The organism is Sediminihaliea albiluteola (assembly GCF_014077625.1).
In the GTDB taxonomy this organism is placed as follows: Bacteria; Pseudomonadota; Gammaproteobacteria; order Pseudomonadales; family Halieaceae; genus Sediminihaliea; species Sediminihaliea albiluteola.
The window spans coordinates 78,354-94,673 of record NZ_JACFXU010000017.1; the positions used below are offsets into that span (position 1 = coordinate 78,354).

Consider the following 16,320-nt stretch of genomic DNA (forward strand, 5'->3'; position numbering starts at 1 on the left):
TAAATTAAGGCTGAGCGCTGGAGGAAGAGCTAGCGGTAGGTGGCGGTGGCTCCACCAAGGATTCGTTTAATTGGTAGATATCTTCCGGGCTTAATAAGCCAGCCTGTTCTTTCAGCAGCATCACATCGAGGATGTAATCGTAGCGGCTGTTGGCATAGTCGCGCTGAGCGGAGAACAAGGTGTTTTGCGCATTTAACACATCCACTACGTTACGGGTGCCCACTTCATAGCCCGCTTGGGTGGCGTCAAGGGCACTGCGCGAAGACACGATGCTTTGCTTTCGAGCGGCGACTCGAGACACGTCACTGAGCACTGTCATGTGCAGTGAGCGTGCTTGGGTCATGATGTTGCGCGTTTGGTTAATTCGGTTTTCACGCGCGACATTGAATTCCTGGGCCGCGCGGCGACGATTAGCACTGACCGCGCCGCCACTGAACAGCGGGACATCGAGGCGTATTTGCCACTGGCTGAGCTCGGTATCGCTGTCTGGTGAAGTGTCGAAGGCGGTACTGGGTTTACGCCGTAAAGTACCCTCGTTACTGTAGTCAGAGTAGGCATAACTACCACTCACTTTGGGAGCGTGCTCTAACTTGTTGGCTTTGGCGGCATTGCGGGCAGCCTCTTCTGCATGGCGAGCAGCTTGCAGGCGGAAATTATTCTCCAGAGCAAAATCAACCCAAGCCGCGCGGTCTAGTGGCTCGGGTGGCTTTACTTCAAAGTCCTCTTTCAGGACGTGGAGATTGTCGTGATGCTGTCCGGTCAGTACTGACAGCCGTTCTAAGGCTACTGAGACGTTGTTTTCGTCCACTATGCGGTTTACCTGAGCCAAGTCGAAGGCGGCGCGGGCTTCATACACATCGGTGATAGCAATTAAGCCGACCTCAAAGCGCTGTTGAGTTTGCTCTAGCTGACGCTCGAACGCGCGCTCTTGTGCCTTGGAGGCCTCGAGGTTGTCCTGGGCTCGCAATACTGCCAGATAGGCCTCAACCACCCGCACAATAAGGTTTTGCTGGTTGGCAGCAAAAGTTGCTTCAGCCTGTTTGCTGAACTCTTTACCCGATTGGAAGCTAAACCACGCCGGTAGATCAAACAGGGCCTGATTCAGAGATACCTGATAGCCTTCGCGGTCGATGCGGGTGTTGGTGGCAGTTTTGATGGCTTTGACATCGCCATCTATCGCAAAGCTTTCACCGCGCTGATCTTGATCTGTGTCAGTGTAGTCGTAGTTAGCCTTTACCTGGGGCAACAGACGAGACAGGCCAATCTTTTCGGTTTCTAAGTTAGCGCGATATTGAGCTTGCTCGGCCTTAAGCTGGGCGTCATTTTCCAGGGCCAGTTCATAAATATCGCGCAGTGATGCAGCTTGTGCTGAGCTAACAGCTAGCGAGAGTGCCAACGCCAGTAGCGTGGCTGCTTTACGTTTCATCCATTGATCCCCTGATCCTCAAGCGGGTTAGCGACGCGCAGTTTAGCAGTCTGCAGCGACTCGCGCATGTAAATACGCCGCAGTAAATGCTGCCTGCTTGCGCTATTTTGTGTCATGGTAAGTGCTACACTTTGGCTTCGTCCACATCTCTGGTCGCAGATTCGTGCGCTAGAACTGATGACGGTCGCAAGCTTTTATACTGCAGCAAACTAGGCTGAATGTTATCTGAAAACATCCGGCCAATATTTCGTATCGAACGGAGAGCTTAATGAGCGTGCAACGGGCCACTAAAAAGCCCTTTAAAATGGATATCGCTAGTTTACATGCGGTTTGCGAAGCCAATTACGCTCGTTTGCTGCGCCTGTTCCCTGATTATGAGCACAGTAATCACCGAGAGTTCCATCTCGGTGCAGGGCGGGTGCGACTGGAAGTGCTTGAGCGCTGTCGCTATACCACTATATTCCGTTTGCAGCAGTCCCAGGCAGAGGCCGAATGGCTGGGGCGCTTGCGTATTGAACTGCGGGCTTACCACGACGCCGGCATGCTTGAAGTGGCTGCTTTTCAGTCACAGCGGCATGTGGCCGCCCGCTATAGCTACCCCAATCCGAAGATGTTGCAACAGGACGAAAAAGTCCGCCAGAATCACTTTCTATCCGAATGGCTGGAACACTGCTTATGCAATGGTCGCTCCAGCATTAGCAGTTCCGTTCTGACGCCCTAGGTATCGCTATTTACTATGTCATATTCACCTAGCCATCAATATATCGAAGTTCCTGACACAGCTTCGCCACTACGTATTGTGCAATTTACCGACTGCCACTTGAGCAAAAACCCCGGTGGGCGATTGCTGGGAATGGATACCGATCACTCGGTGCAAGCAGTGATTGAGCAGGTCAGGCAGGATCAATTTACACCGGACTTAGTGCTGGCGACAGGTGATTTGGCAGATGCTGGTGCACTCGAGGCTTACCAGCGCCTGCGGGCTTATTTTGACAAGCTTTGCCCGCGACAGTTTTGGTTGCCAGGTAATCACGATGACTGTGAGGTCATGCTGAGCTTAGCCGAGGCAGATACTCTGATGCCCTTTGAGTTGCGTGTTGGCAATTGGCAAATCTTACTACTGAATTCGCAGATCCCTGGTAAGGTCGGCGGTCACTTAGGTGCCGAGCAGTTACAGCGAATCGATCAGGCCCTGAATGCGGCCGGCGATCTTGGGCTGCATAGTTTGCTGTGCTTGCACCACCAGCCGCTGCCCATTGGCTGCGAGTGGCTGGATGAGCAAAAGGTTCGTGATGGTGAGGAGTTTTTACAGATAGTCGAAGGACATTCACATGCCAAGGCCGTGGTGTGGGGGCATGTCCATCAAGAAGTGGATCGACAACTAGCTAACTGTCGTTTACTTGCGACGCCCTCAACCTGTGTGCAATTTGCCCCTGGCTCTCAGGACTTTCAAGCTGACGAGCTGCCGCCCGGTTATCGCTGGTTGGAATTACACAGCGACGGGCGCCTCGAAACCGGCGTGTCGCGAGTGCAAGGCGTCACCTTCGAGTTGAATTTACAGCAGCGCGGTTATTTATAGCTGGCGTCAATCCCACTCCCCGTGTGTACAATAGGCGGGTAAGTTTCAGGAAGTATCCCGCAAAAATGACTCAATATACCTCTGAAGATATCGAAGTCCTCACAGGACTTGAGCCGGTGCGTAAGCGCCCCGGCATGTACACTGACACAACGCGTCCCAACCACCTCGCGCAGGAAGTAATCGACAACAGTGTCGATGAAGCGCTGGCCGGTCACGCTGATCGGATTGATGTGGTGCTGTTTAAGGACGGCAGTATTTCGGTCACTGATAACGGCCGTGGCATGCCCGTGGATATGCACCCCGAACAGCATAAGCCCGGTGTTGAGGTAATCCTCTCCACGCTGCATGCTGGGGGCAAATTCTCGAACAAGAGCTACCAGTTTAGCGGCGGCCTGCACGGTGTCGGGGTGTCCGTTGTAAACGCTTTGTCCAGTGAGTTGGAAATAACTATTCGGCGCGGTGGTGAAGTGCATCAGATGCGCTTTGCCGGTGGCAACAAGGTCAGTGAGCTGGAGGTGATCGATACCTGCGGTAAACGCAATACTGGCACCGCGATTAAGTTCAGCCCAGACCCGAAATATTTCGATTCAGTCAACTTTTCGGTGTCTCGCATGCGTCACGTGCTGCGCGCTAAGGCGGTACTCTGCCCAGGCTTGCGAGTGACTTTTCGCGACGAAAAGAAGGGCGAAACGGATGAGTGGTATTACGAAGATGGCCTCACTGACTATTTGGCCGATGCCACTCGCGAGTATGTCTGTGTGCCAGAACAGCCTTTTGTCGGTAGCTTCAGTGGCAAAACCGCAGGCGTAGAATGGGCGGTGCAGTGGTTGCCAGAAGGTGGTGAGGTCGTTGCCGAGTCCTACGTAAACCTGATTCCTACGGCGCAAGGTGGTACTCATGTCAATGGTCTGCGCACGGGTTTGCTCGATGCCATGCGCGACTTCTGTGAACTGCGCAACCTGTTGCCCCGGGGCGTTAAGTTGACGCCCGATGATATCTGGGAGCGCTGCTGTTACATCCTGTCATCCAAGCTCGAAGACCCGCAGTTTTCGGGTCAAACTAAGGAGCGCCTATCCTCTCGAGAGGCGGCAGCTTTTGTTTCTGGGGTGTCCAAGGATGCCTTTAGTTTGTGGCTAAATCAGCACACAGAGGAAGCAGAAAGACTGGCCGAGCTGTGTATTAGTAATGCCCAAAGTAGGCTTCGCTCAGCCAAAAAAGTGACGCGTAAAAAGGTCACTGCAGGCCCGGCTTTGCCGGGTAAGTTAGCCGACTGCTCTGGTGAAGATCCAACGCGTGGTGAGCTATTCCTAGTAGAGGGTGACTCTGCGGGAGGCTCTGCTAAACAGGCTCGTGACCGAGAGTTTCAGGCAATCTTGCCACTGCGCGGCAAGATTCTAAACACTTGGGAAGTTGATTCGCAGGAAATTTTAGCCTCTCAAGAAGTGCATAATATTTCTGTGGCCTTAGGCATCGATCCGGGCAGTGATGACTTGAGTGGTTTGCGCTATCACAAAGTTTGTATTTTGGCTGATGCCGACTCAGACGGTTTGCATATCGCCACTTTGATCTGTGCGCTCTTTGTGCGTCACTTCCGGCCCTTGGTCGCGGCGGGTCATGTCTATGTTGCGATGCCGCCTTTGTACCGCATTGATGTTGGCAAAGAGGTGTACTACGCGCTGGATGAAGCGGAAAAACAGGGCGTGTTAGACCGCATAGAAGCTGAGAAAAAGAAAGGTAAGGTTAACGTACAGCGCTTTAAAGGTTTGGGTGAAATGAACCCTTTGCAGTTGCGTGAAACCACTATGGATCCAGATACTCGGCGCTTGGTTCGTTTGGTATTAGATGCCGGCGATGACACCAACAGTATGTTGGACATGTTGCTCGCGAAAAAGCGTTCTAGTGATCGAAAGGCTTGGCTGGAGTCCAAAGGTAACCTAGCCGACATTGCGCTTTAGCCCGAGTCCTTCACCTTCATGCTATAGGTACTATAGAGTAGATACAGCTGACTGCTTGTGTCAGACAGTTATTTTAGAGTGATACGGAGGTATCAAATGATGAATACTAAGACCTATTTTGGGCGCCTAGTCCTGGGTTTGTTCCTGTCAATTGTGGCCGCTGCAGCTAACGCACAGTGGGAGTTAAATAACAGCGACTCATCGCTCAACTTCATCTCCATCAAAAATGGCGGGGGGGTTGAAGCACACAGTTTTGACACTTTGTTTGGCTTTATCGACCAAGACGGTGCCGCGCAGCTGAGTATCGACCTAGACAGTGTAAATACTGCGATAGAACTGCGTGATGAGCGTATGCGCAGCATGCTGTTTGAAACGGCCATGTTTCCAGCCGCCAAGGTCAATGCTCAGATTGAGCCAGCTATTCTGGAAGCACTGGAGCCCGGCGCGGTGGTGACTAGCGACATCGAAGTGAGCTTGTCACTGCATGGTGTAGAGGCCAATGTTAGGGCATCGGTAGTGATAATCAGTGAGGCCGGCGGCCTGCTGCGCGTACTGACTACTCAGCCAATTTTGTTGCAGGCCACCGACTTTAATCTCGGCCAAGGTGTTGCCGCGCTGCAAAAAGCGGCTGGGCTGGCCAGCATTAGCACTACAGTGCCAGTCAGTTTTCATCTGGTTTTTCAGTCGGCCAGTGAGTGAGTTATGGCTTCAGCGCTACAGCATCATCAATTAGAGCGGGATAATGTTAGCCTACATTTTGTCAGCCAAGGTGAGGGGCCGCTGGTTATATTTGCTCATGGCTTCCCCGGCCTGTGGTACAGCTGGCGCGAGCAGCTACCGGCTCTAGCAGCTGCTGGTTATCGTGCAGTGGCCCTTGATATGAGAGGCTACGGACGCAGCTCTCGGCCACAGGATAGTGCCGCTTATCACTTTGATGAACTGGCCAAAGATTTGCTTGCGGTACAGGATTACTTTGCTGCCAGCGATGCGGTACTAGTGGGCCATGACTTCGGCGCCAACCTGACCTGGCATATGGGCCTGCACTACCCAGAGCGCATTTCGGCTATTGTGGTGCTGGCCTCCCCACGGGGTATGCCCCTAGCGGGCGGTGGCGACACGCTGCCATCTACGCTATTTGCTCAGGTTGCTGAGCAGCACTTCTTCCACATGCATTATTTTCAAACGGTGGGTGTTGCTGAGGCTGATTTAGCCGGTGTTGAACTAGAGTTCCTTGAGCGCTTGTTTTGGGCTTTGAGTGCATCGGGAAATCTGCTCGATTGGACACGCTACCCCAGCGGTAGCACGACCTATCTCGATGTGCTGGCAAAGCCTTCGCAAGCGCTGCCATGGTCTTGGATGTCGCAGGAAGATTTTGATTACTACTGCAGGGAATATATGTCCACAGGTGGCGAGCTAGTGTTTGCCGGTGGCTTGAATTCCTACCGTGCGATGGATGCCAATTGGCAGTCTTATCAGAGCCAGCTGCTCGATACGATTCATTGCCCGGCGCTGTTTTTAGCAGGGGCTGAGGACCCAGTTATCAAGCTCTGTGACCCTGAGGTGTTTAGCACCATGCGCGACAGCCTTGCCGACTTGCGTGGTGAAATATTAATACCTGGAGCGGGGCATTTTGTGCAGCAGGAGCAGCCAGAGGAAAGCAATCGTGTTTTGATTGATTTCCTGCAAGGGCTGTAAAGTCAGTATTAGTTAGCTGGTAGGCTTTGCCATAAGCGCTGGAAAGCCGGATTGTTGGGCTCCAGTTTTAATAGCTCCTTAGCATAGTGCCTGGCTCGCTTTGTATCTCCCAATTCAGCATTGTAATTGACTAGGGCAGCGAGAATATCGCTGTTCTGCGGCGCTTGTCGTTGCAGTGTTTCAAGCTCTCGCAGCGCCTCTTGGACTTGTCCCATGTCGTGTAGGGCAATGGCATAGACAAAGCGGTGTCTGGTGCCTTGTTCCTCCACAGCCGCCGCTCGGCCCAGATAATCCAATGCTTTTTCGCGCTCGCCCTGGCGGATTTCAAGCAAGCCTAAAGCGTGCAGGCTTGGGCCATGCTCTGCTGCGCTCTCCAAGGCCTTTAATAATTGTTGACGTGCTTCATCTTCGCGCCCTTGGCTGCGCAGTAAATCAGCGAGATTGAGACGGGCTGGCAGCAGTTGCGAGTTAAGCTGCAGGGCCTCGCGGTAAGCTTTTTCAGCGGCGGGTAAATCACCGCGATTGCTCAGAAAAATTGCCAGTTGAACTTGGGTGCCGGGCATATCGGCGTGGCGACGGGCGATACTCTGATACTCGTGAAATAGTTCTAGCAAGGGCTCGCGCTGGTCTTGAGAAATCTGCTCTAGGGGAACACTTGCCAAGGATTCAGCTACTGCTAATCGCACCGAAGTGATGGGGTCTTGGATCAAGGGCGCAAGCAGTGAATAGCGCTGCTGCAATGGCAGCCATTGCAGCGCATTGACAGCGCTGCTTCGCAGCAGAGGGTCTGCTGACTGCAGTAATGATTGCGCAGTCGCTAGGCTTTGCTGATCGCTGCCCAGATCAGCTAGTGCTTCAATCGCCGTGGCGCGCCAAATGGGAGCTGCCGTGTTGTCTGCTGCCAGTTCGGCTAGGCGCGGTATGGCACGGGCATCATTGTTAGCAGCGCCGGCGAAGGCTCGCGCTGGGTGGCTGCTGGTATCGCGGAAATTTACTCCCCACTTACGCAGGGCACCCAAGGCCCAGTCATCGCTGCGATCTTGGTGACACATGGTGCAGGCATTGGGCGTGTCTAACATTAGGCTTAGGTCGGGCCGCGGTATGCGCATGCTGTGATCGCGGCGCGGGTCGACCACCATATAAGTGGTTTCGGGCATGTGACAATTGGCGCACAGTGCGCCGTTGCTGTCAGAGGGGTGGTGGTGATGCGAGACTTGGTCGTAAACATCAGCGCGGTGGCACTGGGCGCAAACGCCGTTGTTTTGAGCGCGCAGCTGTAGGCTGTGCGGTTCGTGGCAGTTGCTACAGACTACGCCGGCTTGGTGCATCTTACTTTGCAGGAAGGAAGCGTAGACGTAGTTTTCATCTAGCACCTGGCCATCGTGGTAGTACTGCGGTGCGCGGGGCAAGGTCAGTCGATGAGTGTCGCTTAAGGGGCGGCCATGTTGGTACTCAGCTAAGCTGCCGCGACGAGAGTGGCAGCGCCCGCAGCTGTCAATTTGGCTGTTGGATTGGACGGCGCCGCGCCGCTCGGCAATGGCTTGTCCTGCCTTAAAAGACCACTCACCGCGCTGCGCTAAACTCATTGCAAAGCCGCTGTATTTGGCAGCGCTAAGCTGTCCCGTCTCCGCTAAGTTCACATGCTTATCGGCGGGACCGTGACAGGCTTCGCAACTGACATTGATCTCACTGTACTGGGTATCAAAACTGTGGCTGCTGGCATCGTAGTTTTTACGCAGATTAGTGCTGTGGCACTCGGCACAATTGCTGTTCCAGTTTTGATAGGGGCCGGTCCAGTGCAGAGGGTCTTGATGGTCGATCTGCTCATCGGGGTAAAGGTGAAACCAGCGTTGGCCACCCTCCTCGGCTGGCCGACTGTCCCAAGCGATACTTAAAGCTTGTAAGCGCCCCCGGGATAAGGGGATGAGATATTGCTGTAGTGGCTCAACACCAAATACAAAGCGCACAGGAAATTCTGTCAGCGAGCCGTCTTCGCCATCAGTGCGTACTAGATAGTCTTGGCCGCGGCGCAGAAAAGTGGTGGTAATACCGTTATAGCTAAACTCGGCGTTGTCGAAGTCACCTAATACTGTCTCAGGGCTCGCTACCTGCATGGCCAGATCATGGTGTGAGCCCTGCCAGGCTTGGTATTCAGCGGCATGACAAGACTGGCAGCTCGCTGAGCCAATAAATTCGCCATCGGCGAGGCTGTATTTAGAAGCAATACTAAGCAAGAGCAGAGTGACTGCCCTTAAAAAGCGAGATGTCCAGTGCACGAAACGCAACCCGTCAAAGAAAAACAGCAAGGCTAGCGCACCCGCAGGCGATTCCCAAGCGGTATTGACTCGAGGGAAAGCGCTGCAGCTGCCTCTAAGGTGGTATAGACAGCTTGAGATACGCTTTCTATGATGGCGAGCCTTCGCTACAGCCAAGTGGATTAAGCTGCTATGAAAATTGGTATTTTGAAAACAGACGCAGTGCGCTCAGAGTGGGTGCCGGACTACGGCGAATACCCGGATATGTTCATCGCTCTGCTGGGGGCGCTGGATGAAAGCCTGAAGTTTTCAGTATATGACGTTGAGCAGGGCGAATATCCAGCGGATATTGATGAAGTTGATGCCTATATCATCACCGGCAGCAAAAGCAGTGTTTACGAAGAAAAAACGTGGATTGCCGATTTGATGAGTTTTGTGCGGGAGCTGCACAGTCGGCACAAGAAAATTGTCGGCATTTGTTTTGGCCATCAATTAGTCGCACAGGCCTTAGGTGGCAGAGTTGAGAAATCCAGCAAGGGCTGGGGGGTTGGTTTGCATACCCATCGCTTTGAACAGCAAGCTGAGTGGCATGATGGCCAATCAGCAGAGTTTGATATATTGGTGAGTCATCAAGATCAGGTGATAAAAAATGCCGAGGGGGCCACAGTACTGGCCGGCTCAGAGTTTTGCGAAAATGCCGTATGCCAAATTGGCGATCACATCCTGACCTTTCAGGGTCACCCAGAGTTTGTGCCGGCTTATTCCCGCGAAATTATGGAGTACCGCCGCGAGCTCATCGGCGAGGAGGTCTATCAGCAGGGCTTGGCCTCGCTGCAAAAAGCCCCAGAAAGCGAGCGTATAGCGCGCTGGATACTGAATTTCTTAGCTGCATAGTGCGAGCTTTTGCTAGTGAAGCTCGCACTATTTTAGCCGCTACCTACCAGCTACCGGTGTTTTCCATTGATAGCCAAGGCTCCTGTGGTGGCAGGGCTTCGCCTTCCTGAAGCAGTTCAATGGAAATGCCATCGGGGGAGCGCACAAAGGCCATGTGGCCGTCCCGGGGTGGCCGATTGATAGTCACTCCAGCGTCCATCAATTTCTGGCAGCTGGCGTAGATATCCTTCACAAGATAGGCTAGGTGGCCAAAATTGCGGCCTCCGGTGTAGCTTTCTGGGTCCCAGTTCCAAGTAATTTCCAGCAGAGGGCTTTCACTTTGTTTAGCCTGATCTAGGTCTTCTGGAGCTGCTAGGTACACCAGAGTAAATCTGCCGGCTTCGCTTTCGTAGCGCTTGCACTCTACAAGACCAAGTTTATTGCAATAAAAATCGAGACTTTCGTCGAGGTCGCGGGCGCGCACCATAGTGTGCAGGTATCTCATGGAATCTCACTGTCTGAGGGAATGAGAAGCCTATGGTAGAAGTGTAAGGGCGGGCTGACAAGCCCGCCGGATAGTGATGCTTGAGCTCTAAGCTTCGCGCTTAGCCGCTTGTAAACCCGCTAAGCGGCCGGAGAAGGTGGCATCGCCCACTGACATACCACTGGCATAGCCCTCAGCTCGGCGCACAATACCACAGGCGGTGCGACCGGCAGCATAAAGGCCGGGGATAGTTTCGCGCTGCAAGTTAACAACCTCTCCAGTAGGCAATGTGTCCAGTCCACCCAAGGTGAAGTGCGGTACGAAAGCGCCGCGGCCAGGGGTTAGGTCCAATGCCACCAGTGGCGGCTCAATAGCCTGCAGCCACTCCGGTGCTTTGTGGAATAGGCTGTCTTGGCCAGCAGCACAGTCTTCGTTGTAGGTGGCCAGAGTGTGTACCAGTGAGCCGGCGCGCAGGCCGAGCTCTTGCTCTAGCTCTTCCACGGTATCGCCGGTGCCTGCTACAGGGGCGCCCAAGTAGCTAACGCTTTCATAGTCGCCGTACTGTTCAACCGTTAAGATCATATAGATACGCTCAGAAGGCTGGCGCAATACAAAGTCGCCCAAGCGACCGTGGTATACGTCTTCATTGATGAAGCGCTGCCCCTTATCGTTTATAGCGATGCCAAAGGTCATGCTGGCGGGGGGATAAAAAGGCAAGCTGATGAAGCCTTCGTGCATGTTTATCGCTGCTCCACCGACAGACATACCCATCTGAATGCCGCTGCCTGTGTCGCCGGGGTTGCCGATTGGCTCGGTGCCCATGGTCAGTTTGGGCGCGTATTTAGCGACCATTTCCCGGTTCATTACGAAGCCGCCGGCACAGAGAATAACGCCTTTGCGGGCGCGCACATTGAGCTCTTTTTGGTTTTCGCGAATGACTATGCCTTCAATTTCGCCGGCATCGTTTTGAATCAGGGTTAGGGCGCGAGTTTCATAGTGGACCGTGATGCGCTCTCGCTTTTCAACATTTTCGGTGACGATCTTCATGAATAGCGGGCCGCCGTTATCCCCTTCGATGTAGAGGTTGTGGCCGCGAGGGCAGGGCTTGGCCTGCTCGGAGAAAGGCCAGGCCTTTTCGTTTCCGGTGTACAGCAGGCCGTCATCAGTGAGACACATAATGGCGCGTTCTTCATGAAAGCTATCTTTGAAGGGTACGCCGATGTCTACTAACCAATTGAAGTGCTCTACACTGCGTTCGCAGTAAAGACGAATTTTTTCAGCGTCAGCTTGGGGGCCAGCGCAGGCCATCATGAACTGATACATGTCTTCGGTATCATCTTCAAAGCCGGTGGCCTTTTGGACACGGGTGCCGCCACTGCCACCCATGTAAATTTCCGCACTCGACAGCGCGGTGGAGCCACCGCTAGCACTGGCTAATTCAAAAATACGCACATCGGCACCGGCATCTGCGGCCTCAATGGCGGCGCAGCCACCGGCTCCACCGAAGCCCACGATTGCGACATCGGTTTCCAGGTCCCATTGTGCCACATCACTACTGCGACGGGCTTTGCTGGGGTTGGTTTTACTAGGAGCGGCCATGGTGTAAATCCTCAAAAAATAGTTAACAATGATTAAACCCAGCAGAAGCCGCGGTGGCAATGCAGGCGGCATATGACGGGCTCAACATGTTGTACGCGTAGTGAATATTTCCGACAACAGGTCAAACTTTATACAAGTTATCGCTGCAGATTGTAAGGCTAAACAAAAGCTTCCAAGCGAATACACCGCAAGAGCGAGTCGCTGCGTTACAATCGCTGCCTTTTACATGAGTGAGTAGTTTATGTGGTTTAAGAACCTCCGGGCTTATCGTTTGACTAGCCCTTTTGATCTATCCGCTGAAAAGCTGGAACAGCAACTGGCAGAGCGAGAGTTTCAGCCCTGCAGCCCAGCACAGCCCTTATCCTTGGGCTGGGTGCCAGCCTTGGGTGATGGTACCGCGGCGCTGGTCCATGCCGTGAATGGACGCTATTTACTGCGTTTGAAGCGTGAGGAGAAAATCCTGCCTTCTACGGTGGTGCGCGAGCTGTTGGATGAGAAGGTTGAGGCCATCGAGGCAGAGCAAGGGCGTAAGGTGTACCGCAAAGAGCGCCTGACCTTAAAAGATGAAATCGTTCAAGATTGTCTGCCTAGGGCCTTCAGCCGCAGCAATAGTACCTATGCCTATATCGATACACGCAGTAGCTGGGTGTTTGTCGATGCTGCCACTGCGAGTCGTGCCGAAGAGTTGCTTAACTTATTGCGCGAGTGTATCGGCAGCTTCCCAGTCGTTTTGCCCCAAGTGAATAGTGCCCCTATGGCTACGATGAGTGCTTGGCTGGTCCACCAAAATTTGCCTGCCGACTTTACTCTAGGTGAAGAGTGCGAGCTGCGCGAGCCCGGTGATGAGGGTGGGGTGGTGCGCTGTCGCGGTGTTGATTTACTGGGTGAGGAGGTCGAGGCCCACCTGAATGCGGGTAAGCAGGTGGCGCGATTAGCTTTGCAATGGGAAGAGCGCTTGTCCTTGGTCATCGCTGAAGACCTTTGTCTGCGGCGCCTGAAGTTTTCAGATGAATTGATGAAAGAAAATGAAGACCTGCCCGAAGCCGACCAAGCTGCGCGCCTAGACGCGGACTTTACTCTGATGTCTGAAGCCATCAGTGCTCTGCAGGAGCGGGTGATGGCCTTGTTCGGTGGTGAGGCAGAGTAAAACTCAGTATGCCGAAGCGGCCCGATACGGAGAACTTTCGCGCGCTATTTTTAGGCGATGTCCCAATGCTGGATCTGCGCTCGCCGGGTGAATTTGCGCAAGGCGCTTTTGCCTCGTCAATTAATCTGCCTTTAATGACAGATGAAGAGCGAGCCCAAGTTGGCACTTGCTACAAGCAGCGCGGCCAAGCAGCGGCGCTTGAGTTGGGGCATAAGCTGGTATCCGGTCAATCGCGGGAGCAGCGCATGGCAGCTTGGCAAACTTTTGTTCAAAGCAATCCCGAAGGCTATCTGTACTGCTTTAGAGGGGGGCTGCGCTCGGCCACTGTGCAGAGCTGGTTGGCAGAAGCTGGGCTGCATTATCCGCGGGTGCATGGCGGCTACAAAGCTATGCGACGCTTTTTACTAGAGAGTTTAGAGCAGTCTCTGGCAAGTGCAGAGCTGCGTCTCATCTGCGGTCCTACCGGCAGTGGTAAAACGCGCGTTATCGAAGCATTGTCACGCAGTGTGGATCTTGAGGGGCGAGCTGGTCATAGAGGCTCCTCTTTTGGTCAGTTACCACAGGGTCAGCCAAGTCAGATTAATTTCGAAAATGCGCTCAGTATTGATCTGCTCAAGCAGCTAGCTGCTAGTGATGCGCCGATCTACCTCGAAGATGAGGGCCGTATGATCGGCAGCGTGCATCTGCCACAGTCCTTGCGCGATGCTATGGCCGCGGCTCCTGTGGTGCAGGTGGATGAGCCACTGGATGCGCGAGTGACTGTTATCGTGGCTGATTATGTCTTGGACTTGGGGCGACGCTATGCTGAGCTCTATGGCCAAGATGGTCCCCAGCGGCATCGGGAGAAACTACAGGCTGATTTACTGCGCATCCGCAAGCGTTTAGGTGGTGCTCGCCAACAGACTATTGCGGCGATGATGGAAGCGGCCTTTGATGAGCAATGGCGCAGCGGCGAGTGCCACCTACACCGAAACTGGGTCAGCAGTTTATTGGAAAATTATTACGATCCTATGTACGAGTATCAACTTGGCCAGCGAGAGGGCGGCGTTTTGTTTCGCGGCAGTCGCGCCGAAGTGATTGCTTGGGCGAGTGAGGAGCTCTGAGTATGCAGGCTAAAGCTCCTGCCCAACGCGACCTGCTGTTAGTCGGTGGTGGCCACGCTCACGTCATCGCTTTGCGAATGTTAGCAATGCGGCCCTTGGCGGGTTTGCGGATCACGCTGATTTCTCCCGACGCTTACACCCCATATTCCGGCATGCTGCCGGGGCTTATTGCCGGCCACTACAGTTTTGAGCAGAGCCACATTGATCTGGAGCGCTTGTGTTATTGGGCCGGTGCGCGCTTTATTCGGGATCGTGCTTGCGCACTGGATGTCGACGAACAAGCGCTGTATTTAGAGCAGCGTCCAGCGCTGGGTTATGACCTGTTGAGTTTGGATATCGGTTCGCAACCTGAGCTCGATAGTGTGCCTGGCGCGCGAGCTCACTCTGTTGCGGTTAAGCCGGTATCGGGCTTGTGGCAGCGCTGGTGTGAGCTGCGCAGGCGGTTGGCTAATGAACCCGGTCGCCGGCAGCAATTAGCTGTCGTCGGTGGCGGCGCTGGCAGTGTCGAAGTCATTTTAGCTATGGCTTATAGCCTGCGGAGAGAGCCGGTTAGTTTCACCTTAGTTAGTGCAGCACAAGAGTTATTGCCCGGTTATAACCCTCGGGCGCGCCGGGAGGTGTTAAAGGCTTTAGCCGAATATGGCGTGACAGTGCACTGTGCTGCTCGAGTGCAAGCCCTCGAAGCAGGGACTTTACACTTTGATGGAAGCTCGCTGGGAGGCTTTGACGAGATCTTCTGGTGCACAGGCGCGTCGGCGGCACCCTGGCTCGCTGAAAGTGCTTTACCAAGCGATGAGCGCGGCTTTCTTTTGCTGCGCAATACCTTGCAAGTACAGGGTTTCGACACAGTATTTGCCGCTGGCGATGTGGCGATACAGCAGGATTACCCGCGGCCCAGAGCGGGCGTGTTTGCGGTGCGACAGGGCCCGGTCTTGGCTAATAACCTGCGCCGCTACCTGCTGGGCCAGCCTTTGCGAGAGCATCGCCCCCAACAGCAGTTTTTATCTATATTAGCCTTGGGTGAGCGTGAGGCTACGGCAGATCGGGGGCCCTTCAGTGTCAGCGGAGCATGGGTGTGGCGTTGGAAAGATCGTATTGACCGCAAGTTTATGCAGCGTTTTCAGGACTTGCCCAGTGCCATGCCTCAGCGCGAGTTCGGCAGTTTGCCAGAGCTAGATCATGCCAAAGAGCAGATGCCTTGCGGGGGCTGTGGAGCCAAAATCGCAGCTGATGATTTGGCTTGGGCGCTAGGCAAGTTGCGTCAACAGTACCCCGCGCATTGTCCAGCAGAGGGAGCTGCAGATGATGTGGCGCCTATCCCTAATGCCAGTGGCGCCGTGGTGATGCAGAGCTTAGATATTCTGCGAGAATTAGTCAGCGACCCTTGGCTGATGGGACGCATTGCCGCCAATCATGCACTGAGTGATTTATATGCCAGCGGTTTACGCCCGGTATCGGCACTGGCTGCCGTGACCCTGCCTTTTGCCGCGCCGGCCCTGCAGCGCCGTGACTTGCGGCAGATGCTAGCCGGTGCGCTGGAAGAGTTCGCTGCGGTGGACTGCGCTTTGCTGGGTGGGCATAGCTTGCAGGGTTCAGAGCTAGGCTTGGGTTTTGTGGTGAACGGAGTAGCCCTAGCTACTGGGCAAATATTGCCTAAGCGCGGTTTGCAGCTGGGTGATAGCTTGGTGCTGACAAAGCCCCTCGGCACAGGGGTATTGTTTGCCGCACAAATGCAGCAGCAGGCTAAGGGCAGTGACATTGAGGCGGCCATTGCAGTGATGTTGCAGTCTAACTTTGCTGCCGCGCGTCTGGCTGTAGAGTATAAGGCCAGTGCAGCGACCGATGTGACCGGTTTTGGCTTGCTTTGTCATGCATTGGAAATGTTAGCCCCAGATCAAAGGCTACTGTTGGAGCCTGCTGAAATCCCGCTGATAGCTGGCGCCTCGGCAGCTTTTTCTGAGGGTATTCGCAGCACTATGCACGAGCCTAATCGCAAAAGTGCTTTGGCTTTTGGCTGGCCTACTGCTGCAGTGGATAGTGCTGAGATGGTTCCGCTCTACGATCCGCAAACTAGCGGCGGGCTATTGCTGGGCATCGCTGCTGAGCGCACTGAGGAGTTGCTGGGCGCCTTGCGAGCAGCGGGGTACGCCGACGCCAGTGTGATCGGCAAAGTTGGGCGGCTTAACGAAGCTCGCTGAGAACGG

The 16,320-nt window shown here is 54.2% G+C and carries 13 protein-coding genes; 9 read left to right on the forward strand and 4 right to left on the reverse strand.

All coding sequences use genetic code 11. The features are described 5' to 3' along the window. Positions 1 to 4: 4 nt before the first annotated feature. Positions 5 to 1,426 (reverse strand): TolC family outer membrane protein, encoded by a 1,422-nt coding sequence (locus tag H2508_RS12120; protein WP_182174020.1) that lies wholly within the window; start codon positions 1,424 to 1,426, stop codon positions 5 to 7. Between the two features lie 268 nt (positions 1,427 to 1,694). Between H2508_RS12120 and H2508_RS12125 the strand changes: the two genes are divergently transcribed. From H2508_RS12125 to H2508_RS12145, 5 genes are all read left to right on the forward strand, one after another. Next, positions 1,695 to 2,147 carry a DUF1249 domain-containing protein gene (locus H2508_RS12125; protein ID WP_182174023.1) on the forward strand — a complete coding sequence of 151 codons (453 nt, stop codon included), beginning with the start codon at positions 1,695 to 1,697 and terminating at the stop codon, positions 2,145 to 2,147. Between the two features lie 15 nt (positions 2,148 to 2,162). Next, positions 2,163 to 3,005, forward strand: coding sequence for a 3',5'-cyclic-AMP phosphodiesterase (gene cpdA / locus H2508_RS12130; protein ID WP_182174026.1), 843 nt, complete (start codon positions 2,163 to 2,165; stop codon positions 3,003 to 3,005). 65 nt (positions 3,006 to 3,070) lie between these two features. Continuing rightward, positions 3,071 to 4,960 carry a DNA topoisomerase IV subunit B gene (gene parE / locus H2508_RS12135; RefSeq protein ID WP_182174029.1) on the forward strand — a complete coding sequence of 630 codons (1,890 nt, stop codon included), beginning with the start codon at positions 3,071 to 3,073 and terminating at the stop codon, positions 4,958 to 4,960. 96 nt (positions 4,961 to 5,056) lie between these two features. Next, entirely contained in the window at positions 5,057 to 5,659 is a 603-nt protein-coding gene (locus H2508_RS12140) for a YceI family protein (protein WP_182174032.1), read from the forward strand. Between the two features lie 3 nt (positions 5,660 to 5,662). Then, positions 5,663 to 6,655, forward strand: a complete 993-nt coding sequence (locus tag H2508_RS12145) for an alpha/beta fold hydrolase (protein WP_182174035.1) — start codon at positions 5,663 to 5,665, stop codon at positions 6,653 to 6,655. 8 nt (positions 6,656 to 6,663) lie between these two features. Here H2508_RS12145 and H2508_RS12150 read toward each other — a convergent pair whose 3' ends face one another. Further along, positions 6,664 to 8,931, reverse strand: a complete 2,268-nt coding sequence (locus H2508_RS12150; RefSeq protein WP_328799371.1) for a HEAT repeat domain-containing protein — start codon at positions 8,929 to 8,931, stop codon at positions 6,664 to 6,666. A 171-nt stretch (positions 8,932 to 9,102) separates the two neighbouring features. Here H2508_RS12150 and H2508_RS12155 point away from each other — a divergent pair, with 171 nt between their 5' ends. Continuing rightward, on the forward strand, positions 9,103 to 9,804 hold the full coding sequence (locus H2508_RS12155; RefSeq protein ID WP_182174038.1) for a glutamine amidotransferase-related protein: 702 nt from the start codon (positions 9,103 to 9,105) through the stop codon (positions 9,802 to 9,804). Positions 9,805 to 9,847: 43 nt separating this feature from the next. Here the strand turns inward: H2508_RS12155 and H2508_RS12160 are convergent, their stop codons facing one another. Next, positions 9,848 to 10,288, reverse strand: coding sequence for a VOC family protein (locus H2508_RS12160; protein ID WP_182174041.1), 441 nt, complete (start codon positions 10,286 to 10,288; stop codon positions 9,848 to 9,850). An 87-nt stretch (positions 10,289 to 10,375) separates the two neighbouring features. Further along, on the reverse strand, positions 10,376 to 11,866 hold the full coding sequence (locus H2508_RS12165) for an FAD-dependent oxidoreductase (protein WP_182174044.1): 1,491 nt from the start codon (positions 11,864 to 11,866) through the stop codon (positions 10,376 to 10,378). Positions 11,867 to 12,107: 241 nt separating this feature from the next. Between H2508_RS12165 and rdgC the strand changes: the two genes are divergently transcribed. From rdgC to selD, 3 genes are read left to right on the forward strand one after another with little or no spacing between them, the layout of a single operon-like run. Then, entirely contained in the window at positions 12,108 to 13,013 is a 906-nt protein-coding gene (gene rdgC, locus H2508_RS12170) for a recombination-associated protein RdgC (protein ID WP_182174046.1), read from the forward strand. Positions 13,014 to 13,021: 8 nt separating this feature from the next. Next, the gene (gene mnmH, locus H2508_RS12175) at positions 13,022 to 14,116 is read left to right on the forward strand and encodes a tRNA 2-selenouridine(34) synthase MnmH (protein ID WP_182174049.1); all 1,095 of its coding nucleotides are present in this window, start codon (positions 13,022 to 13,024) and stop codon (positions 14,114 to 14,116) included. A gap of 2 nt (positions 14,117 to 14,118) precedes the next feature. Next, a complete protein-coding gene (gene selD, locus H2508_RS12180; RefSeq protein ID WP_182174052.1) occupies positions 14,119 to 16,314 on the forward strand; it encodes a selenide, water dikinase SelD in 2,196 nt (731 codons plus the stop codon). The last annotated feature ends 6 nt before the right edge of the window (positions 16,315 to 16,320 follow it).